This is a genomic window from Pseudonocardia sp. KRD291 (assembly GCF_019263595.1).
Taxonomy (GTDB): domain Bacteria; phylum Actinomycetota; class Actinomycetes; order Mycobacteriales; family Pseudonocardiaceae; genus Pseudonocardia.
Genome location: NZ_JADQDD010000003.1, coordinates 1 through 21,288, shown reverse-complemented (window position 1 = coordinate 21,288; position 21,288 = coordinate 1). Strand labels below are relative to the sequence as shown.

General features: G+C 70.6%; 16 protein-coding genes and 2 pseudogenes. 11 read left to right on the top strand and 7 right to left on the bottom strand.

Translation table 11 applies throughout. From position 1 onward, the window contains the following. The first annotated feature begins 301 nt into the window (after nt 1–301). Nucleotides 302–424 (top strand): hypothetical protein, encoded by a 123-nt coding sequence (locus tag I4I78_RS33265; protein ID WP_255567046.1) that lies wholly within the window; start codon nt 302–304, stop codon nt 422–424. Nucleotides 425–761: 337 nt separating this feature from the next. Here the strand turns inward: I4I78_RS33265 and I4I78_RS01260 are convergent, their stop codons facing one another. Next, nucleotides 762–1,583 (bottom strand): IclR family transcriptional regulator C-terminal domain-containing protein, encoded by an 822-nt coding sequence (locus I4I78_RS01260; protein ID WP_218609280.1) that lies wholly within the window; start codon nt 1,581–1,583, stop codon nt 762–764. Nucleotides 1,584–1,676: 93 nt separating this feature from the next. On the opposite strand from I4I78_RS01260, the gene I4I78_RS01255 reads away from it, so the two are divergent. The 8 genes and pseudogenes from I4I78_RS01255 to I4I78_RS01220 all read left to right on the top strand — a co-directional run bounded on the left by I4I78_RS01255 (nt 1,677) and on the right by I4I78_RS01220 (nt 9,588). Then, nucleotides 1,677–3,053, top strand: coding sequence for an MFS transporter (locus tag I4I78_RS01255; protein ID WP_218609279.1), 1,377 nt, complete (start codon nt 1,677–1,679; stop codon nt 3,051–3,053). Nucleotides 3,054–3,133: 80 nt separating this feature from the next. Further along, nucleotides 3,134–4,405 carry an aromatic ring-hydroxylating dioxygenase subunit alpha gene (locus tag I4I78_RS01250; protein ID WP_218609278.1) on the top strand — a complete coding sequence of 424 codons (1,272 nt, stop codon included), beginning with the start codon at nt 3,134–3,136 and terminating at the stop codon, nt 4,403–4,405. 47 nt (nt 4,406–4,452) lie between these two features. After that, a complete protein-coding gene (locus I4I78_RS01245) occupies nt 4,453–4,929 on the top strand; it encodes a nuclear transport factor 2 family protein (protein WP_218609277.1) in 477 nt (158 codons plus the stop codon). Further along, nucleotides 4,926–5,942, top strand: a complete 1,017-nt coding sequence (locus I4I78_RS01240; protein ID WP_308251837.1) for a 4-hydroxythreonine-4-phosphate dehydrogenase PdxA — start codon at nt 4,926–4,928, stop codon at nt 5,940–5,942. The genes I4I78_RS01245 and I4I78_RS01240 overlap by 4 nt, the downstream gene beginning before the upstream one ends. Next, on the top strand, nt 5,939–6,937 hold the full coding sequence (locus tag I4I78_RS01235) for a 2Fe-2S iron-sulfur cluster-binding protein (RefSeq protein WP_218609276.1): 999 nt from the start codon (nt 5,939–5,941) through the stop codon (nt 6,935–6,937). Before I4I78_RS01240 ends, I4I78_RS01235 begins: the two co-directional genes overlap by 4 nt. Nucleotides 6,938–7,046: 109 nt before the next feature. Further along, nucleotides 7,047–7,241, top strand: a pseudogene (locus I4I78_RS32440) (IS3 family transposase); the annotation flags it as partial. 24 nt (nt 7,242–7,265) lie between these two features. Then, nucleotides 7,266–8,201 (top strand): hypothetical protein, encoded by a 936-nt coding sequence (locus I4I78_RS01225; protein ID WP_218609275.1) that lies wholly within the window; start codon nt 7,266–7,268, stop codon nt 8,199–8,201. Nucleotides 8,202–8,510: 309 nt separating this feature from the next. Beyond that, a pseudogene (locus I4I78_RS01220) lies at nt 8,511–9,588 on the top strand (IS630 family transposase). A 190-nt stretch (nt 9,589–9,778) separates the two neighbouring features. On the opposite strand, the gene I4I78_RS01215 reads toward I4I78_RS01220, so the two are convergent. From I4I78_RS01215 to I4I78_RS01190, 6 genes are all read right to left on the bottom strand, one after another. Beyond that, entirely contained in the window at nt 9,779–10,501 is a 723-nt protein-coding gene (locus I4I78_RS01215) for a transposase (protein ID WP_218609274.1), read from the bottom strand. Between the two features lie 1,048 nt (nt 10,502–11,549). Continuing rightward, complete coding sequence (locus I4I78_RS01210; RefSeq protein WP_218609273.1) at nt 11,550–13,133, bottom strand: acetyl-CoA acetyltransferase; 1,584 nt, start codon at nt 13,131–13,133, stop codon at nt 11,550–11,552. Nucleotides 13,134–13,224: 91 nt separating this feature from the next. Further along, entirely contained in the window at nt 13,225–14,046 is an 822-nt protein-coding gene (locus I4I78_RS01205) for a crotonase/enoyl-CoA hydratase family protein (RefSeq protein WP_218609272.1), read from the bottom strand. Continuing rightward, nucleotides 14,043–16,190, bottom strand: coding sequence for an acetate--CoA ligase family protein (locus I4I78_RS01200; RefSeq protein ID WP_218609271.1), 2,148 nt, complete (start codon nt 16,188–16,190; stop codon nt 14,043–14,045). Before I4I78_RS01200 ends, I4I78_RS01205 begins: the two co-directional genes overlap by 4 nt. A gap of 34 nt (nt 16,191–16,224) precedes the next feature. Beyond that, nucleotides 16,225–18,345 (bottom strand): acyl-CoA dehydrogenase family protein, encoded by a 2,121-nt coding sequence (locus I4I78_RS01195; RefSeq protein ID WP_218609270.1) that lies wholly within the window; start codon nt 18,343–18,345, stop codon nt 16,225–16,227. 46 nt (nt 18,346–18,391) lie between these two features. Then, nucleotides 18,392–19,540, bottom strand: a complete 1,149-nt coding sequence (locus tag I4I78_RS01190) for a nitronate monooxygenase family protein (protein ID WP_218609269.1) — start codon at nt 19,538–19,540, stop codon at nt 18,392–18,394. 97 nt (nt 19,541–19,637) lie between these two features. On the opposite strand from I4I78_RS01190, the gene I4I78_RS01185 reads away from it, so the two are divergent. Next, nucleotides 19,638–20,252 (top strand): TetR/AcrR family transcriptional regulator, encoded by a 615-nt coding sequence (locus I4I78_RS01185; RefSeq protein ID WP_374225826.1) that lies wholly within the window; start codon nt 19,638–19,640, stop codon nt 20,250–20,252. 122 nt (nt 20,253–20,374) lie between these two features. Further along, nucleotides 20,375–21,288: alpha/beta hydrolase (locus I4I78_RS01180; RefSeq protein ID WP_218609267.1), on the top strand; the 914-nt coding region annotated here is incomplete at its 3' end.

The window sequence follows — 21,288 nt, the reverse complement described above, 5'->3', positions numbered from 1 at the left end:
GGATCGCACGGGCGAATGGCGCCGGCGACGCGCCCGGAGGATGTACGGCGACCAATCACGATCCCGTTCTCGCAGATCACCTGACCTGTGAACTTCCGGGCGTACGGGGGCCGAGGACATCGAGAGGACGAAAGAGGAGGCGGTCTGACCGCAGCTGCACACCGGCCGCGCCAACGAGACCGGTTCCCCATGCGATGTCGGCAAGCTCGCCGGAGAGCAGGTTCGCCAACACGAGGAACGGATCGCCGACTACGAGGACATGCTCACCCGGCGCGGCTGCGAAGAGTGGGCAGAGACCCGCATGATCACTCTCGAGCTGGGCCTGGAGATGGAACACGCCGCACTGAGGTTCTGGACCGCGCTCGCCGGCGACGACCTCGATCGGCTCCGTCGAGAACGGACCGAGCGCGACACGCGCGGCTGACCCCGGGGCTCCGGTCCGGACGAGCAGAGCCGGGACGCTGCGCCTTCGATCAAGGGGGAGCAACGCCGTGGCGATCCCCGGGTAGACCCGGTCGGCCCACCTCGTCGCATGATCGAGCCGGTTGCGGGCGCTCCGGGCGGAATCGGAGGCACCGCTGAAGTACCGGCGGCGAAGCCGGACCGACGCCGACGCGTCACGGGTATGCCGTCCTCAATGATCAACAGACCCTCTCGGCCCTCACCTCCCGAGCTGGCCGACTCGTACCCTCGACGTCTTCCGCGGTGTCGCCCGACTCCCCTGCCGTCGGCGTACCGACCGCTGAGGCAGCTGACCGGGGTCAGAGCTTGCGGGACAGACGCCGCGCGTGCCCAACGAGCACGGGCCGAAACCGCGCGAGCATCTCCTCCATCGACACTCGTCCGGTCGAGGCGCTGACGCTCATCGCCGCGACGGTCCGGCCTCGGCTGTTGATCACGGGTACGGCCAGCGCCCGCATGCCGAGGGCAAGTTCCTCGTCGGTGACCGCGTAGCCGTCCTCCCGCGCGCGGGAGACCACGGCGGCGAGCTCGGCAGGGGCGGTGACGGTGTGCGGGGTCCGCGCGGGCCGCGCGGGCCGCGCGAGGATCTGCAGATGCTCGGCGACCGTCTCGTCGGTCTCGGCGGCGAGCAGCACCCTCCCGGTCGCCGAGCAGTAGCCCGGCAGTCTGGCCCCGAGCCGAACGCCGGTGGAGACGATGTGCTGGGTCTCGGCGCGGGCGACGAACACCGCCCAGCCGTCCTCCCACACCGCCAGTGACGCCGACTCGTCGAGCTCGTCGCGCGCCGCGACCAGGTGCGGCTGCGCCAGGGCCGGCAGCGGGTCGGCGTCGAGATAGGACGCTCCGAGGCGGAGCATCCGTGGTGTCGGGCGGAAGTGCTTCCCGTCGTGGGTCAGGTAGCCGAGTTCGACGAGGGTCAGCAGGCAGCGCCGTGCGGCGGCGCGCGTGGTGCCCGTCGCGTCGGCGGCTTCGGACACCGTGAGCTGCGATGACGTCCGGCCGAAGGCCTCCATGACCGCCAGACCTTTGGCCAGCCCGGCCATCCCCTCCGGACCGCGCCCGGCCGGAGCGTTCTTGACAGCGTCGTCGTCACTGGGTTCTTCTGTTCGCGTTGCGGCCATATGTTCGTTATACGAACAGACCGAGGCCGTGTCAACCCAGACGTGGACCTGCGTCCGGACCGCCTCCCGGCATCGAATACATCGAGGTAGATCATGTCGCTGGACAGCAGCCCCAGCACCACGGTCCGGCTACCGGGCTTCATCGACGACCGGCCCGTCGGCCGGTTCCAGTACGGCGTGCTCGCCCTCTGTGGGCTGATCATGTTCATCGACGGTTTCGACACCCAGGCGATCAGCTACATGGCACCGGCGATCGCGCGTGAATGGGGACTGTCCTCCGCAGCGCTCGGACCCGTGTTCTCCTCCGCTCTGGTCGGGCTCATGGTCGGATATCTGGCGCTTTCTCCGCTGTCGGATCGCTTCGGGCACAAGCGGGTTGTCGTTGTGTCCACCGCCATGTTCAGCGTGTTCACGCTGGCGTCGATGGCCGTGGACTCGGTGGGCCCGCTGCTGGTGCTGCGCTTTCTCACCGGAGTCGGACTCGGAGCCACCGCACCGAGCGCGATCGCGCTGGCCAGCGAGTTCGCCCCCAAGCGGCTGCGCGCCACGTTCGTCTTGGTCATCTACTGCGGGTTCTCACTCGGGTTCGTGGTGGCCGGCCTCGCGGCGGGCACGCTGATTCCCGCGTACGGCTGGCGCTCGTTGTTCCTGGTCGGCGGGTTGGTTCCGCTGGTACTCGTGCCCCTGCTGCTGCGTTTCCTTCCCGAGTCGCTCGCGTTCGATCTACGACGGGGACGGTCGGTGGAACCGACGCTGACTCGACTCGACCCGGCCCTGCGGTCCGGCATCACGGTCGAGAACACGTTCCCGGCCGACGGCCAGACGCGACGCTCGCCGGTCTCGAGCCTGTTCACGCGGCGCTGGTTCCTCGGGACGCTGCTGCTCTGGGTGGTGTTCGTGATCAACCTCGCGGAGTTCTACGCCCTGCAGAGCTGGCTGCCGACCATCCTGGAGGACCTGCGCTACCCGACCAGCGCCGTGGTCGCAGCGACGACACTGACCACCGTGGGCGGGATCGCCGCCGCGTTGATCACCGGCCCGGCGATGGACCGGCTCGGGGCGGCGCGCACGCTCACCGTGCTCTACCTCGTCGGGTTCGTCTTCGTCGGCGCGATGGGGCTGGCGCTGTCCGCGCCGCTCTGGGTGCTCCTGACTGCGAACTTCCTCGCCGGATGCTGCGTGTCCGGCGGTCAGAAGAGCGTCATCGCCTTCGCATCGGTCTTCTATCCGGCGCACATGCGCTCCACCGGTGTGGGCTGGGCGTTGGGCATCGGCCGAATCGGCGGCATTCTCGGCCCGATCGTGGTGGGGCTCGCCATCGCGGCCCAGTGGGCCTACAGCGCCCTGTTCCTCGCCCTCGCCGTACCGATGCTGCTGGCAGCCGTCGCGGTCTTCGCGCTCCGCGGTCGGGGCGCCGACGCGGAGCCCGGGACGTCCGTCAGCCAGCAACCGGGGTCCGGCGAGAGCTAGGCCCGCGTCGATCCCAGGCCGCCGCGCACCACACGGGCCGCGCCTTATCCAAGATTGCTATCCGAACGAACGGAGGACCAATGGACCGCCTCAACGGGCCCACCGCACCACCATTGGCCGATCGACTGTGGCCGACGTCCTTGAGCCAGGTCCCGTACTGGGCGTTCCAGGACGAGGACGTTCTGCGCGCCGAACACGACCGCCTGTTCCACGGGCCGTACTGGAGCTACCTGTGCCTCGAGGCCGAGCTGGCGCAGCCCGGTGACTACTGCACCACCTTTATCGGTGAACAGCCGGTACTGGTGACCCGCGACGTCGACGGCGAGGTGTATGCGTTCGAGAACCGGTGCGCGCACCGCGGCGCCCTGATCGCGATGGCCGATCACGGCCACGCCAAGGACTTCACCTGCGTCTACCACGCCTGGACCTACAACCTGCAGGGCGACCTCACCGCGGTCGCGTTCCAGGACGGCATCGGGGGCAAGGGCGGGATGCCGCCGGAGTTCTGCCTGTCCGCGCACGGGCCACGCAAGCTGCGACTGGCGACGGTGAACGGGCTCGTGTTCGGCAGCCTGTCCAACGACGTCCCGGGAATCGAGGAGTACCTCGGCGAGCAGGTCCTGGAGAAGATCGACCGGGTTCTCGGCGGACGCACCCCGGTGGTGCTCGGCCGCTTCACCCAGAAGCTGCCCAACAACTGGAAGCTCTACGTGGAGAACGTCAAGGACTCCTACCACGCGAGCATCCTGCACCTGTTCTTCACCACATTCGGGATCAACAAGCTCTCCCAGCGCGGCGGGATCATCGTCGACGAGTCCGGCGGGCACCATGTGAGCTACTCCGCGATCGACCGGACCGCGGACACCGACGCCGACTACAGCCAGCAGAACATCCGCTCGGAGAGCGAGTACTCGCTGGTCGACCCGAGCATGCTCGACGGGTTCAGTGAGGTCGGCGACGACGTGACGCTGCAGATTCTCTCGGTGTTCCCCGGCTTCGTGCTCCAGCAGATCCAGAACTCGGTCGCCGTCCGGCAGATCCTGCCCCGCGCGGTGGACTCGACGACACTGAACTGGACCTACCTCGGCTTCGACAGTGACACCGAGGCGCAGCGCCTGACCCGGCTCAAGCAGTCCAACCTGGTCGGCCCGGCCGGCTACGTCTCGATGGAGGACGGCTGCATCGGCGGCTTCGTCCAACGCGGGATCGCCGGCGCCGGGCACGAGTTCGCGACGCTGCAGATGGGCGGCGACCAAGCCGTCTCCAGCGAGAGCCGGGTCACCGAGGCGTCCGTACGCGGCTTCTGGAAGGCCTACCGCGACGGCATGGGGTTCACCCTGGAGGACCAGTGACAGAGACCGGAACGCGGCCGGCAACACGCACCGGGACGGACGTCACGGTGGCGATCGGCCGGGCCCAGGCCCACTACGTCCGCTGCATCGACGACGACCGCCTCGAGGAGTGGCCGGACTTCTTCACCGAGACCTGCCACTACCGGATCACCACCGCGGACAACCACCGCCGCGGGCTCCCCGCCGGCCTGATGTGGGCCGACACCCGGGGGATGCTGACCGACCGGGTGTCGGCACTGCGCGAGGCCAACATCTACGAACGGCAGAGCTACCGGCACATCATCGGCCAGCCCGCGATCCTTCGTGAGTCCGACACCGAGTCCCCCACCGGGGGCGGTATCGAGGTCGAAAGCGAGACGCCGTTCCTGGTCGTACGGATCACCGGCGATGGCCCGATGGACCTGTTCGCCAGTGGCCGCTACCTGGACCGTTATCTCATCGACGGCCCGACGGCGTTGCTGCGCAGTCGGGTGGTCGTCTGCGACAGTTCGGAAACCGACACGCTGCTGGCGCTCCCCCTGTGACCGCCACCGCGACCGTGTCCGGTGCCCGGACACTGCTGAGCATCGGCGACCCGAACGGCATCGGCCCGGAGATCGCCGTCGCCGCGGCGCGGTCCTGGATCGGGGACCCGGCCGCCGCGCCGGTCCTGGTCGGGGACCGAGCGGTGGTCGAGACCGCGATCGACAGCACCAGAGCCCGACTCACCGTCCGCGACCACGTGCCCGGAACCGTAGGCGGGGGCGACCTCGTCGACCTCCTCGACGTCGGGGCGCTGCCGGCCGGAGCACATCGACCGGGCGAGATCAGCGCCGCGGCGGGCGCGGCCACCATCGCCTACGTCACCGCCGCCGTACGCGAGGCACAGCGCGGCGGCTACCGCGCCGTCGTCGCCTGCCCGCACTCGGAGACCGCCGTACACGCAGCGGGGATCGCCTTCCGCGGCTACCCGCCACTGGTCGCGCAGCTGACCGGGGCCCCACCCGAGCGGGTGTTCCTCCTACTGGCCGGGGGCGGGCTGCGGATCGTGCACGCCACGCTGCACGAGCGGCTGGCCGACGCGCTGGGGCGCCTGACCCCCGAGCTCGTCGCCGACGCGGCGCGAGTCCTCCACGAGGCACTCGGGGGCACCGACACGGCGCGGATCGGCGTGTTCGGCATCAACCCCCACGCCGGCGAGGGTGGCCTGTTCGGGGCCGACGACGAGCGGGTCACCATCCCGGCCGTGGCCACCCTGCGGGCCGAGGGTCTACCGGTCGACGGGCCGGTCGGGGCCGACGTGCTGCTCGGCGGCGGCGAGCACGCCGGCTACGTCGCCATCTACCACGACCAGGGCCACATCCCGGTCAAGCTGCTCGCCGGCCGGAGTGCCGTCGCGATGACCGTGGGCGCCGGGGTGCCGTTCTGCAGCGTCGGACACGGCACCGCATTCGATATCGCCGGGACCGGTCGGGCCGACCCGACCGCCGTCGTCCGCGCCCTGCACGTACTCGACCCCACGCAGCCCGAGCAGGTACCGGAGGCCGCACCCCGATGAACCCGACGATCACCGTGACCGGCACCGACATCACGTTCGACTGCCCGCAGGGCGCGACAATCCTCGAAGCCGCCGAGGACGCCGGCTGGGCGATCCCGTACTCCTGCCGCAAGGGCGCCTGCCACAGCTGCCTCGGCGACCTCGAGCGTGGCCAGGTCGACCTCCGGACCACCGGCACCGTGCACGGACCGACCCCGGACGTCCTGCTCTGCCAAGCCGTGCCACGGGGACCGGTGGAGATCCGACCGCGTCGCATCGCCGACAGCACACCTCCGGCCCGCCGGACACTGACCACCAAGATCTACCGCGCCCACATGCCCGCTCCCCGGATCACAGTGCTGGAGCTGCGCTTCCCGATCGGACGGCGAACACCGTTCCGGGCGGGCCAGTACCTGATGGTGCACCTGCCCGACGGCGACACCCGTCCCTACTCGATGGCCAACCCGCCACGGGACAACGACCTGGCCGAGCTACACGTGCGCACCGAGCCCGGAGGCCGGTTCTCCGAGCGACTCGTGGGCGCGCTACGCCCGGGCGACCTGCTCACCGTCGAGACCCCGTTCGGTGACGTCACGGTCGACCGGTCCCCCGACCCGCTGGTCCTGCTGGCCACCGGCACCGGGTTCGCACCGGTCGCCTCGCTGGTTCGCGACCAGATCGCGAGACGGGGCACCCGACCGATCCACCTGTACTGGGGTGGGCAGACCGAACAGGACCTCTACTTACTCGACCGGGCCCGCCGGTGGGCGCAGCGCCACAACTGGCTCACCGTGACGCCCGTACTGTCCCGCCCGACGGCCGGCTGGACCGGTGCCACCGGATGGGTGCAGGACGTTGCCCTGGCCGAGAACCCGGACCTGACCGGACACGAGGTCTACGCCTGCGGCAGCCAGGCCATGACCGACTCCGCGTTCTCGACGCTCACACGGAAGGCAGGTCTGCCCGAGGACCGGTTTCACGCCGACGCGTTCCTTCCGGTCGGGCCCTCGCTGTAGTTCCGGCAGCCCGCGGCGCCGATCGGAGATCGCTACCCCGAGACCCAAATCCAAGCCGAGCGCCGTTGTAGCTGTGGCACCAGGGCGGGTCCGCCACGACCATGCATCACGCTGGCGCACCCGCGTGGAGCTGGCCAACGCGATCTTCGAGTACATCGAAGGCTTCTACAACCGCCGCCGTCGACACTCCGCGCTCGTCTGGATGTGCCCCGTACAGTTCGAAACCATCGACCGCCCCGTCGGACCTGATCTCCTCATCCACAAGTCCGTGAAACGGACTCAACATCACGTTTGGGTCGGTTGATCATGCCGCGGTAGCGACGGTTCTGTGAAGGTGTTCGAACTCGGCTGGGGACCGATAGGCGACGCTGGTGTGGCGGCGACGGGAGTTGGCGGCTCCATTGCGATAACACCGGAACTCAACAGAATCGACGACATGATGGACTTCGTGGCTGCGGACCTCGAGTACTCAGGCCAGCGCATGCTGCCTTTGCAGCTTGGCCTTGTCGAGGTGAGAGCGGGGGTCGTCTCTGCGCGTCATATGCTGTGGTTTCGCGTCGTCGGTCACCCCTGGCCGTGGGTAGGGATCTCTCACCAGAGCACAGGGTTGAAACGCGGCCCAGCGCTGGACCAGGAAGCCTACGAAGGAGCTCCGTTCCTGGTCGACGCTTGGCCTTCCGTCGACGAACTTGTTGCTGGGCGACTACTCGTGCTGCATTCAGCCGGGCTGGATATGGCACGCCTGCGGGCCGGCTTCGATGCGCACGGGACGTCGTGGCCGCGGCTGCGGTACGCATGCACACTTCAGCTGGCCCGGCGAGTTTGGCCGCGGAGCACGACGAGCCGCTCCTATCCATGGCAGGCAGGAGGCGAGCACGCATTGCTCCACCTGGCGAGCCGCCGATTTCCCGAAGCAGGTCTATTCGACGGCGGCCGGTTACTGGGCGGCGGGCATGATCCGGTCGAGGACGCAGAGGCCGTGGCACACGTCGTCCTCACGGCTGCGCAGCAAGTCGGAGCGGCGGACTTGGCCGAACTCGCGACCCGCACCGGCTGGCAGGAGCGAACGGTCGAGCCGGACCGCTATCAGACGACAAAGGGCGGCTGGATCGACCGCGTCCCAGCACCGCAAGGCCCTCCGCGCGGGCTCGCATTCCACAGGGCCGCGCTGCAAGCAGCGTACGAGGAGATCCGCCGCGAGTGGAGAGCCGACCAGCGCATTCTCGACGAGCATCGCTATCCTGACCTCGGAGAGGACCCTTAACGTTGCCCCAACGGAGTAAGTCGTAGGGCAGACGCGCCGCCAGGGTATCGGCGCCGTCGAATGGAAGGAGTCGAGGTAAACGACCATCGGCTCACACCCGGCTACCCACCGGATCGACGACCCGGACGCGTTCCGCCCCGACGGCTGGTTCCGTACCGGCGATCTGGGCCGCAAGCGTGCCGACGGCAACCTGACACCGGCCGACTCAAGGACATGTTCATCGTCGGCGGCACGAGCACCTACCCGGCCGAGATCTAGTGTCGCGTGTCGTAAGTTGTTTGACGCTCGTGTCGGTCAGAACATGGGCGGATGTCGACGGCGGCGCGACTCGAGGTGCGCAGCAAGGACAGGAAGGTGCTGCAGCGCTGGCTGCGATCGACCTCGATCCCGGCGGGTCTGGCGCAGCGAGCTCGGATCGTGTTGTTGGCCGGGGACGGGATGGCGAACGCTGAGATCGGCCGGCAGGTCGGGGCCTCGCGGCCCACGGTGCTGCACTGGCGAGGCCGATACCTCGAAGGTGGGAGTGACCGCCCTGCACGATCGGCCCCGCTCTGGCCGGCCGCGGGAGGTTGACGAGATCGAGGTCGTGACCGCCACCTTGGCCGATGGCGGGACGCCGCCCGAGCAGCTCGGGGTGACGCACTGGTCGGCGCGGCTGCTGGCCGCCGAGCTGGGGACCTCGTTCGCCACCGTGGCCCGGATCTGGCGCGACTGGAACATCCAGCCCTGGCGAACCGAGATGTTCAAGTTCTCCACCGACCCCGAGCTCGAGGCCAAGGTCCGCGACATCGTCGCGCTCTACCTGCACCCACCAGAGAACGCCGTCGTGCTCTGCATCGATGAGAAATCGCAGGTGCAGGCCCTGGACCGGACCCAGCCGACGCTGCCGATCCGGCCCGGTGATCCCGAGCGCCAGACCCACGACTACATCCGCCACGGCACGACCACGCTGTTCGCCGCACTGGAGGTCGCCACCGGCACGGTCACCGACGCCTGCTTCCACCGGCACCGCCACCAGGAGTTCCTGCGCTTCCTCAAACAAGTCGCCAAGACCTGCCCGCGGCGCAAGCTGCACGTGGTGTGCGACAACTACTCCACCCACAAGCACCCGACGGTGCGGGCCTGGCTGGCCCGCAACCCGCGGATCACGCTGCACTTCACCCCGACCTCCGGATCATGGCTGAACCTCATCGAGGTGTTCTTCGGGATCATCACCCGCCAGGCCATCCGCCGCGGCAGCTACGGGTCGGTCCGCGACCTCGTCGACGCCATCCGCCGGTTCATCGACGGCTGGAACGAGCGCTGCGAACCGTTCACCTGGACCAAGGACGCCGACACCATCCTCGCAAAGGCCAACCGTCAAAGGACTTCAAACACGCGACACTAGGGTACGGCAGCGATTTCTCGACTGACGAAGTCTCCGAACGGGGCCGGACGCGTCCGCCCGTAGCTGCCTTCGCCATCTGCGCAAGGGGTTCCGGGTTCTCGGTCGATCGCACTCCGTCTCGACCCCTGAGGCCGGGACGGCGCTGCCCGACTGCCTGTCGTCGACACCCCCATCGGCGCGCCGATCGGGATCAGAGCATGCGAGACAGACGGCGCGCGTGCCCAGTGAGGACGGGCCGGAACCGCGTGAGCATCTCGTCCATCGACACTCTTCCGGTCGAGGCGCTGACGCTCATTGCCGCGACGGTCCGGCCTCGGCTGTTGACCACGGGTACGGCCAGTGCCCGCATGCCGAGGGCGAGTTCTTCGTCGGTGACCGCGTAGCCGTCCTCACGGACCTTGAGCACGAGCGCGTCGGCGGCGACGAACGTGTACGGGCCCTGGTCGAGCGGCCGGGCACGGAACTCGGCGACGTGGGAGTCGAGTTCGGCCGCCATCACCGATACCTGGGACTTCGACAACCTGGTGATCCCGAGCGACTCGACGAGCTTCTCCATCCGGCGCGTGGAGACCCCGAGCAAGTAACAGGTCGCGACCACCGTGGTCAGTGCGCGTTCGGCGCGGCGGCGCCGCTCAAGTAGCCAGTCCGGGAAGTAGGACCCGTTGCGCAGCTTGGGAATCGCCAGGTCCAAGGTGCCGGCGCGGGTGTCGAAGTCGCGGTGCCGATAGCCGTTGCGGGTGTTCGTGCGGGCCTCGGAGCGCTCGCCGTACTCGGCGCCGCACACAGCGTCGGCCTCAGCGGACATGAGCGTGTCGATGAACGTGGTCAACATCTGGCGCAGCAGGTCCGGACTCGCCTGGGACAGCTGCTCGTGCAGAAACTGGGTGGGGTCGATACTGGAGGGTGCGGTCATCGCGTGTCGTCCTTCCGGCTCACGATCACCTCTCGCATCGCCTGGCCGCCGGTGGGCCGCGCAAAGGGCCTCGGCGACGTCGAGTCCCCGCCGCACGGGTCGAGGTCATCGTGCAGCTGAGCGACGCAATTCTCTGGAGGCCACGCGCAATGGGCCCCGAGCTGCGGAAACATCTCACAGAGAGGCCACGAGACACATAAACAACCCAGCAAGATCAGATACAGCGCCTGAGCTGCGAAAACGATCCGCCCTGGGGAGTCGAACCCCAGACCTACGCATTACGCGTACTCCGTCACCGTAAGCACCGAGCACGCGGAGTCCATCCATGCACGTCACGCGGAACAACGTGCGCACCACAGACCACCGTGCGCCTGCGTTGGAGGCCACGCGGGAGGCCACGCGGCCTAACGCGCCGGTGCGAACTCAAAGGCACCGCGCCTGTCACCGCTCGGTCGAGCGAGAGCGTGTGCGGCCCCGGTCGCGTCACTGGCCAGAGCGTCGAGGGCCTGAGGTGGCCTCCGACTTGCTTCCACTCTTACGGCCCCGGGAGACCAGCTGTAGGACACTGAGCGCGGAGCAGTGCATTTTCCCGAGCCCCCGCGCAGTAGCGATTTCGGGCGGGGGGTGCTGAGGCGGTCACTCTGCTACTGCCTGGTCGTCGGCTCCGGGCGGCTCGGCATCCGCCTGTTGCGCCCGATGCCTTCGCCCACTCGCTGAGCTGTCAACGGCGGCTGAATGTGGACCCGTGGCGTCGGGGTGCCGTTGACCATGACGACGAGTGCCGGACGCCTCCATTGCCGGTCGCTCTAAGCCATCTCGTTCAGCGCGACCCGCCGAAGGCCGTGCCCGCAGATCTCATCGAGACCAGGCGGTCGGTCCGTCCCGAGCGGTCGCCGCTGGCCTCTGACTGTGCGTGGTCACCGAGAAGGTGCTTCCGTCCGTGTCTTTCGTGGCCCCCACGACCCGGTCGGTCCGCGAACCCACGACCGGCCGTGCGCTCACCGCTGTCGCCCGTGGCCGCCCGCCCTCGCACCGGCCCGGCGGGCCTTCATCGACCTCCGGGTCGGTCGCCTTGACCGGTGATCGTCGCCGTCACCGTGTTGACCCCGTCGGCCGAGGTGACGTGCACGGCGGAGCCGATCGGCTCCTCGTCGGAGCTGAGCAGGTCGAGTGTGTACTCGTCGACGGTCGTGGCCAGGAAGCGGGCTCCGGTGGCGTCGAGGCGTCCGACGACGATGCCGGTCCGGGCGCCGTGACGGTCGTGCTTGACTGTGTAGGTCTCGATCGTCGCCATCCCCTCGGCGGTCTCGACGACCTCGGGTGCGGGCCAGGCAGCGACCTCAGCCTGCAGCTCCGCGCTGCGGTCGTCGCGCCACGAGGTGGGGATGGTCGAGTAGACGCCGGCCGAGTATTTGCTCAGGGTGCCACCGTTCGCGCCGACGAAGCCGTACGCGCCGGGCTCTCGCCGCATCCGCGCTACCGTCTCGGCGATCGCGTGCATCGAGTAGTTGTTGCCTGCGCCGCCGAAGAACGGCAGACCGCCGGTGAGGGTGAGCCCGCGGGGATCGTCGGCAGGGAGCTCGAGGGCGTCGGCGATGTTCGAGACGGCGATCGGGAAGCAGCTGTAGAGGTCCAGCGTGGTCAGATCGTCCGCGCCGATGCCGGCGACCTCGAGGGCGTGGCGGGTGGCCATCACCGAGGCGGGACCGGTGGAGAGATCGCCACGGTCGAGGAGGTCACGCTCGCGCAGATCGGCGTGGCCGTGCAGGAAGACCCACCGGTCCTCGGGGATACCGAGGCGACGCGCGGCGGCGACGGAGGTGATCAGCACCGCGGCGCCCAGGTTGACCTGGTCGCGGGCCACCAGGTACCGCGGGTAGGGCTCGGCGATCAGCCGGTTCGTCGCGGTCGGGCTGGCCAGCTCCTCTGCGCTGCGCACCGTGGGTGAGGCCGCGTGGGGGTTGGCGGCGGCGACCCGGGTGAAGGGCGCGAACAGCTCCCCCATCCCGAGCGCGTATTCGGCGCGGTTCTGCTTGAGCCGGGCGCGGCGGGCGTTGTCGAACAGCGCGTACTGGCTCGGGGCGTCGGTGAGGCCGTTGGCGGTCGTGTAATCGCTGATCAGGCCGTCGAGGCCGTAGCCGCGGTCCTCGAGGTCGCCGCCGACGGTCTCGGTGAAGTCGGGGCGGTCCTCGGCGCGGGCGAGATGACGCGCGGTGGAGATCGCCTCGGAGCCGAACACCAGTGCCACCTCGCCGCGGCCGGCGGCGATGGTCCCGGCCAGTTCGGTGACCAGGTGCTGGGGACTCTGCCCGCCCGCGACCTCGAGGATCGCCCGGGCCGGGTCGGCTCCGAGGCGGGCGGCGACAGAGCGCGGGTAGTTGTCGGACCGGCCCAGCGGCGCGGGCGCGCCCGGCAGGGAGATCTCGAACTGGCGCACTCCCGCGACGGTGTCGACGGCCGCGGCCACCGCGGCGGGGTCGGCGCCGGAGTCGGCGAGGGCGTCGCGGGCCGCCGCGGCAGCCAGCTCGACCGGTGAGAGGCGCTGGTAGTCGGGACCGTCGACCAGGTCGCTGGCCTGGCCGGCCCCGACGAGGACGGGGGTGCGGGGATCAAGAGTCGAGGGGGTGGTCACGTCGTGCTCCAGACGAAGAGGGGCCCGGCCCGGCGGAGAGTGTCGTCGCTGCCCGCCGCCCGGAAGCCGTGGGTGGTGGAGGAAGGCCCGGTCAGCGGCCCTGCCAACGCGGAGGGCGGTTCTCGGCGAACGCGCGGGGGCCCTCACGGGCGTCCTCGCTGGCCATCACGCGCGCAATCGCCGCGCTGTTGCGGGCCCAGGCGTCGGCCTCGGCGGGCACCGTGCCGTCGGTGATGCCGGCGACGACGCGCTTGCTCGCCTGGACGGCGACCGGGGCGTTTTCCGCGATCCGCCGGGCGAGTGCCACCGCCGTGGCGAGTACCTCGGTGTCGTCGACGACGTCATTGACCAGACCCCAGCGGTGCGCGGTGTCGGCGTCGATCGGGTCGCCGGTCAGCACCATCTGCATGGCGACCTTGCGCGGCAGCTGTTCGGGCAGCCGCACGATCCCGCCGGCGGCGGCGATGATGCCGCGTCGGACCTCGGGAAGTCCGAACCGCGACGACCGCCCGGCCACCACGAGGTCGGAAGCCAGCGACAGCTCGGTGCCGCCGCCGAGGGCGAAGCCGGTCACCGCGGCGATGGTCGGTTTGCTGATCGGGTGCGTCACGTAGCCCGCGAAGCCCCAGGCCTCCCGGCCGGGCACGCCGATGTCCTCACCGCGGGCGACCGCCTTGAGGTCGGCGCCGGCGCAGAAGGCCCGGCCGCCGGCGCCGGTGAGGACCACGGCGCGCACCTCGGAGTCGTGCTCGGCCTCCTCGACGGCCTCGCCGAGAAGCTGGGCGAGCTCCCGGTTGACTGCGTTCATCGCCTCGGGCCGGTTGAGCGTGATGATCTGGACGTGGTCGTCGCGCTCGACGAGCACCGCGGGGTCGCCGGTCGTGGCCGTCGTGGTGTCGGGCGCCGCGTTCATGCGGTCTTCCAGGTGACGAGGGCATCGAGGGCCTCAACGGTGGCGCCGTCGACGCGCAGGGGGTTGACCTCGAGAGACTCGAGATCGTCGCCGAGGGCCTCGGCCAGGTCGGAGACACGGGCGACGACGGCTGCGAGCGCGTCGAGGTCGGCGGGGGTGCTGCCGCGGGCGCCGCGCAGCAGTGCGGATCCCCGCAGACCGTCGATCATGGCCCGGGCTCGGTCGGGGGTGACCGGCACCGGGCTCAGTGCGGAGTCCTGCAGCACCTCCACGAAGATGCCGCCGAGGGCGACGGCTAGCATCGGCCCCCACTGCGGGTCGCGGACAACACCGACGAGAATCTCGACCCCGCCGGTGCGCATCGGCGAGACCAGGACGCCCTCCACGTGGGCGCCGGGCACGGATGCGGCCACGGCGGTGACGGCCTCGTGAGCGGCGCGGACGGCGTCCTCGCCCACCACACCGAGCCGGACCCCGCCGATGTCGCTCTTGTGCAGGATGTCCGGTGACACGATCTTCAGCGCGACCGGCCCGCCGAGCTCGGCCGCCGCGGTGACCGCGGCGTCGGCGTCGGCGACCAGGTGGGCGGGGACGACCGGGACGCCGGCGTCGGCGAGCATTTGCCGTGCGGAATGCTCCGACCAGGCGCCGTGGCGCCGCTCGGGGGCGGGGACGGCGACCTCGTGGTCGTCGCCGACGCGTTCCCGGGCGTTCTCCCGGATCGTTCCCGACCACCAGCCGAGGTTGCGCAGCGCGACGGCCGCTCCCCGCAGACCCGGCAGGACGTAGGCGACGTCGGCGTGGTCCATCACGGCCCGGGTGTGGTCGGTGACCGGCAGCATGACCTGGTTGATGTAGACAGCGGGCGTGCTCGCCGAGGCGATGCCACGACCGATGGCGTCGGCGAAGACCTGGCCCGTGTAGGAGCCCTCGCCGACGCCGGGCAGGCTGTTGATGACGCCTACGATCCCGATCTCGGGGTCGTCGGCGACCGTGGTGATAGCGGAGGTGAACAGGGTCGGGTCGATAATGGCCGCGCCGGTCACGTCCAACGGGTTGTGCACCGTCCCGTAGTCGGGCATCACGGCGTCGAGGGCCTTCTCGGTCTCCGGCGCGAACGCCGGCAGCGGGAGCCCGAGGTCCTCGGCGCGGTCGGCGAGGATGTCGCACGCGCCGCCGGAGATCGACACAACGCCGAGGCCGGCGCGGTCGATCGGCCCGGTGTGGGCGGCGAGCCCCGCGGTGATGAGCATGTCCTCGATCGAGTCGACGCGGATCACGCCCTCGCGGCGCAGGACGGCGTCGATCACCCGGTCGTCGCCGACCAGCGCACCGGTGTGGGCGGCGGCCGTGCGGGCCGACAGTTCGCTACTGCCGGCCTTGAGGACCACCACCGCCTTGCCGGCCTTGGCCGCCCGGCGTGCAGCGCGTCGGAACACCTCCGGGTCGCGGATCGCCTCCAGGAAGATGGCGACGGCACGGGTGGACTCGTCGTCGACCAGGAAGTCGAGCACATGACCCGCGGTGATCATCGCTTCGTTGCCCAGCGTGACCATATAGCTCAGGCCCACCCCGGCAGCGGTCGCGAAGTCGACCATCGCCGAGGAGCTCGCGCCGCTCTGGGACAACAGCGCCACCGGCCCCGCCGTGCGCGGCAGGCCAGGGATGGGGGTGACCGGTACCTGGTGGACGAGGTTGGCGAACCCGAGGTGGTTCGGGCCGAGCAGGGCCATGTCGAGTCGCCGGGCGTGGGCGACGAGTTCGTCCTGCGCGGCGCGGCCGGCGTCGCCAACCTCCCCGTAGCCGGAGGAGAGCACGACGGCGTTGCGGATGCCGGCGGCGGCGGCGTCGGACATGGCGTCGAGGGTCCCGGCCTGCGGGACCATGAGGAACGCGACGTCGACCTCCTCTCCGATCGCGCCGCAGGATGTGACGCTGGGTCGGCCGTGCACCTCGACGCCGCGGCGGTTGACCAGGTGGACCCGGTCGCCGAAACCGAAGTCGACGAGGTTAGTGAACGCGCTCCGAGAGAAGTTCGACTTGTCGCTGGCCCCGACGAGCGCGATTCGGCTCGGACGGAACAACGAGCCGAGCCGTTCGGGGGTGACCGCCGAGGGCGACCCGGTGGACGGTGACGACGTCATCGACGCCTCCTGACGTGGATGGTGGGGGTGGTGCTCATCGCGGCAGGCCGAGGCCGCGGGCGATGAGGCCGCGCTGGATGTCGTTGGTGCCGCCGCCGACCACATACATGATCGAGAGCCGCAGGCCATACTCGAAGGAGCCGCCGCCGGGCACGTCGACGGTTCCGATCGCTGCGGACGACAGGGCCGCGGCGGGACCGAAGATCTCGAGGGTGGCCTCGCCGAAGTCCTCGGCGAGCTCACCGCCGAGCACGCCGGCCATGGCCGCCTCCAGGGGGGCACCGCCTCCGGCTGCGGTCGCGGCCGTCACCAGCGCCCGGGTCGCCTGGATGCCTGCGGCGAGTCCACCCAGTCGAGCGCGCGCTGCAGAGCCGCGGGGTCCGACAGCGGCCTCGACGCCGGCGGGGTCGGCGCGGACCGCGTCGATGAGGTCGTCGAGCTGGCGGCGCAGCCCTGCGGCGATGTTGCCCATCGTGATCCGCTCGCCGGCTAGGGCGTCGGTGATGACCTTCCAGCCGCCGTCGACCTCGCCGACGCGGGCGGAGTCGGAGATGCGGACGTCGTCGTAGAAGACGGTGCAGGAGATACCGCCCGACAGCGCGGTGTGCTGCTGGACGGTGATGCCGGGGGTGTCCATCGGCAGGAGGAACACCGTGATGCCGGCCTGGCGCGGCTGGGCGTCGGGGTCGGTGCGGGCCGCGAGCCAGACCCAGTCGGCGCGGTGCCCGTTGGTGGTCCACAGCTTCTGGCCGTTGATCACCCAGTCGTCGCCGTCGCGCACGGCGCGGGTGCGCAGCGAGGCGAGGTCAGAACCGGCCTCGGGCTCGGAGTAGCCCAGGCAGAAGTTCAGCTTTCCGCTGCGGACCAGGGGCAGGAAGTGGTCCTTCTGCTCCGGGGAACCATGGCGCAGGATCGACGCTCCGAGCAGCATCACCGAGCCGAGCGCACTGGTGACCGGCAACCGCTGGTAGCTCGACTCCTCGTTGAGCACGACCTGCTCGGCCAGAGTCGCCTCGCGGCCACCGGCCTCGCGGGGCCAACCGAAGCCGAGCCAGCCCTGCTCGGCCATTGCCGACACCACGGCCGGGTCGTCGCCCATCGTCGACTCGTCGCCGGGGTGCTCCTCGACGAACCGGGAGAGCTGCTCACGGAAGGCCTCGCCCACCACGCCCAGGTCCGCGGCGGGCAGCCGCGCGCCGGTCTCGACGAGCACGTCGGCCACCGATCCGGCCGACCGGGACATCCCGGCGAGGCGGGCGACGTCGCCATGCACGCGGCGGAACAGCCACGGCCCGTCGTGCTCCTCGAAGTAGCCCGTCGCGGCGATGGTGTGGTGGGCGCCGAGCTGGACGCGGGGCGCAATCGCGGAGATGCGCTCCACCGCGACCTCGGTGGCGAGAACGCAATCGGGGCTGTCGGACTCCACGGCTTGCACTGCACCGTCGAGCATGAGCTTCGCCGAGCGCACGTCGATCTCACAGGTGGCAGTGCGCTGCTGGACGGCCCCGAAGCTGCCGATGACCTTGCCGAACTGCTTGCGCACGGTTGCGTGCTCGATCGCCATCTCGTGGGTGCGCTCCGCGGCGGCCAGCGCGCGGGCCGCCAGACCCAGTCGCAGCAGGGCCACCGCGTGGTCGGCGTCCTCCGCGCCGACCTCCACCGACCGTTCCGTCTCGCCGAGGGTCACCATCGACCACGAGGGGCGGGCGATGCCGGGCAGCTCGGTCACCTGGGCGATCGGGTGCAGTGCCACGGTGCCTCCGCCGGACGGGACCACGAGCACGTGGGTGGCGGCGTCGCCCGCGTCGAGGTGGCGTAGGCGCCCGTCGACCACGGCGTCGGCGGTGGCGACCACGACCCGGAGGCGTCCGTCGGCGATGACTCCGGCGACGTCCTCCCCCAGCATCCGCGCGGCGAGGTAGCCGTCGATCACGGGCAGTGGGCACGCCGCGCGGCCGAGCTCGCGCACCAGGGCGAACGCCATCGACGTCGCCCCCGCCGCGCCCAGCTCGAACCAGCCCTGCTGGGCGCCGACCTCCCACAGCTTGCCCAGGTCACCGGCGGCGGACTCGTTCGGTCGGCCCCAGTGGCGGGCCAGGATCCCGCGGGCCGCGTCGACGAACCCGGCGACCTCGTCCTGCAACTGCGTGCTCATCGTTGTCTCCTGTCCTGCGTCAGGACCGGCCGCCGTTGCGGCCCGGTCAGGAAGTGGTGATCGGGTCGGCGAGCGCGGTGAGCTCGCGGAGCCGGGTCTCGCAGTCCTCGATCAGCTCGCGGGTGATCTCGGCGGTGGGCCGCAGCCGGGCGAAGCCGCCGACGACCTGGCCGATGAAGAACGATTCGAGGGTCTGCGCAGCGGCGTTGCCCTCCCCGGCGGCGTGGTCGATGCGGTTCCAGGCGGCATTGACCAGCATCGGCTGCAGCGGCATCGGCAGCGGGGCCGGGCTGTCCTGCTTCTCCCACTCGTCGCGCCACACGCTGCGCAGCTGGCGGGCCGGCTTCCCGGTCCGGGTGGGCGAGCGCAGCGTGTCGCTCGATGTCGCCTGCAGGTACTTGGCCTTCACACTCTCGGGGGTGATGTCCTCGGTGCTCGAGAGCCACACCGACCCGCACCACACACCCGCCGCACCGAGCGCGAGCGCGGCGGCCATCTGTCGGCCCGAGGCGATCCCGCCGGCGGCGAGCACCGGGACCGAGCCGGCGAGGTCGACGATCTCGGGCGTCAGGACCATCGTGGCGATGGTGCCGGTGTGCCCGCCCGCCTCGGTGCCCTGCGCGATCAGCACATCGACGCCGGCGTCGAGCTGGCGCACCGCGTGCTTGGGCTGCCCGACCAGGGCCGCCACCGCGACCCCGTTGCTCTTCCCGCGCCGGACCAGGTCCGGGGGCGGGGTGCCCAGGGCGTTCGCCACCAGCGAGATGCGGTGGGAGAAGGCCACGTCCAGCAGCGCCTGGACACCCCCGGCGCCGGTGGTCAACGACGCCGCGATCTCGTCGGTGGCGGCCTCCGCCGCGCCCTCGGGCAGCTCCGGAATGTCGTACCGCCGCAACAGGTCGTCGACGAAGTCGAGGTGGGCCTGCGGGATCTGCGCGCGCAGCCCCGCGATGAGGTCCGCCGGGTCGCCCGCAGCCGTCTTGCCCGGCACGAGCACGTCGACCCCGTAGGGCCGGCCCCCGACCTGCCCCTCGATCCAGGTCAGCGTGGCGTCCAGCTCGGCCGGTGTGTAAGCCGAGGCCGCGAGGACACCGAAACCGCCGGCGTTGGTCACCTCCGCCACGACGCCCGGCGAGCGGTTGAACCCGACCAGCGGATTCTCGATCCCGAGCATCTGCGTCAGCGCCGTCTTCACCGTGGGACCTCCTCGAGTCGTTACGGACGATATGTGTCCGTAACGAGGACGACGATATACTGAACGACAATCGTCAGCAAGGAGTCCTTCAGCGATGATGCGTCCGGTGACTACCTCCACCCCCTCAGGTCGACCCCGCGATCCCGACCTGGAGCAGCGCGTGGCCCGTGCGGCCCTCGCCGTGTTCGGCGAGGCGGGATGGCGCGGGTTCACCGTCGACGCAGTGGCGCGCCGGGCCGGGGTGGGCAAGGCGTCGATCTACCTGCGCTGGACCGACAAGCAGGGCGTGCTGATCGCCGCACTCGAGAGCTACCTCGGCCGCGTCGCCGACGTCGACACCGGAACCCTGCACGGGGACCTGGTCGCCCTCGCGTGCCAGATGCTGGAGCTATACCTCGGCGACGCCGGCCGCGCCGCCATGCGCCTGGGCCACGAGGCCCGAGCGATCCCCGAGCTCGCCCCCTACTTCGACACCCTCACGCGATCCCAGACGGGCGCGGCCCGGGCGATGGTGCGCCGGGGCATCGCCCGGGGCGACGTCGACGCCGACACCTCGGTGACGCTGCTCCTCGACTGCCTCGTCGGCGGAGCGATGAACCACGTCGTGACCACTCCGCCCGAGTTCGAGGCCCAGCTCGCGGTGAACGTCGAGCGCTACGCCCGGGAGCTCGTCGACTTCCTCTTCCGGGCGGTCGCCGCGTCGCAACGCTGACCGCGGAAGACGGATGCAGAATGCATTATTCACTCGTTCGGCGGTGCGTTGAGCACGATTGCACTTCCTAAAGTCGGTGGCGCACGTCACATGATCACTCACTCGACGACGAGGTGGGACCGATGGCTCTGGACGAGGCGACCAGCGCGCTGCTGGCGCAGATGGGCGAGAGCGGCATGCCGCTACTGCACGAGATGACCCCCACGCAGGCCCGGGGCCTGGGGACGTCGCTCCGGGAGATGTACGGGCCGGGCCCCGAGATCGGCGAGGTGACCGACGAGTCGGTGCCGGTCGACGGCGGCGCCATCACCGTCCGGGTCCTCACGCCGCGCTCCGAACCGCGGGCCGTGATCGTCTACTACCACGGCGGCGGCTGGGTGATCGGCGCCCTCGACGAGTTCGAGACCCTCGCCCGACAGCTGGTCGACCGCACGGGAGCCACGGTGCTCCTGGTCGACTACCGGCTCGCTCCCGAGTACCGCTACCCCACCGCTGCCGAGGACGCGTGGTCCGCCCTGCAGTGGGCCGAGACCTACCGGCAGCAGCACGGGCTGACGGTGCCGCTGGTTGCCGCGGGTGACAGCGCCGGCGGCAACCTGAGCGCGGTCGTCGCCCAGCGCGTGCGCAGCGAGGGCGGCCCGGCGCTTGCCGCGCAGGTCCTCGCCTATCCCGTGACCGCCGCCGACGTGGACAACGCCAGCTACACCGACCCGGCCAACCAGCTCATGCTCAGCCGGGACTCGATGATCTGGTTCTGGGACCACTACGTCCCCGACGTCGCGGACCGCAGCAGGCCCGACGCGTCACCGCTGCGTACCGAGGACCTCTCGGGCCTGCCGCCGGCGATCGTCTTCACCGCCGAGCACGACCCGCTGCGCGACGAGGGCGAGGCCTACGCCGAGAAGCTCCGCGCGGCCGGCGTCCCGGTCGACGCGCAACGCTTCAACGGGCAGATGCACGGCTTCTTCACCATGGTCAACGTCCTCCCGGGGGCCGCCGCCGCGATGGACTTCGTCGTCGAGCACCTCGAGCAGTA

Bases quoted from the DNA above. Each gene is read 5' to 3' on its own strand.
- I4I78_RS33265 (WP_255567046.1), top strand. From the start codon at position 302: ATGATCACTCTCGAGCTGGGCCTGGAGATGGAACACGCCGCACTGAGG.
- I4I78_RS01260 (WP_218609280.1), bottom strand. From the start codon at position 1,583: ATGGCCGCAACGCGAACAGAAGAACCCAGTGACGACGACGCTGTCAAG.
- I4I78_RS01255 (WP_218609279.1), top strand. From the start codon at position 1,677: ATGTCGCTGGACAGCAGCCCCAGCACCACGGTCCGGCTACCGGGCTTC.
- I4I78_RS01250 (WP_218609278.1), top strand. From the start codon at position 3,134: ATGGACCGCCTCAACGGGCCCACCGCACCACCATTGGCCGATCGACTG.
- I4I78_RS01235 (WP_218609276.1), top strand. From the start codon at position 5,939: ATGAACCCGACGATCACCGTGACCGGCACCGACATCACGTTCGACTGC.
- I4I78_RS01215 (WP_218609274.1), bottom strand. From the start codon at position 10,501: ATGACCGCACCCTCCAGTATCGACCCCACCCAGTTTCTGCACGAGCAG.
- I4I78_RS01205 (WP_218609272.1), bottom strand. From the start codon at position 14,046: ATGAACGCGGCGCCCGACACCACGACGGCCACGACCGGCGACCCCGCG.
- I4I78_RS01200 (WP_218609271.1), bottom strand. From the start codon at position 16,190: ATGACGTCGTCACCGTCCACCGGGTCGCCCTCGGCGGTCACCCCCGAA.
- I4I78_RS01195 (WP_218609270.1), bottom strand. From the start codon at position 18,345: ATGAGCACGCAGTTGCAGGACGAGGTCGCCGGGTTCGTCGACGCGGCC.
- I4I78_RS01185 (WP_374225826.1), top strand. From the start codon at position 19,638: ATGCGTCCGGTGACTACCTCCACCCCCTCAGGTCGACCCCGCGATCCC.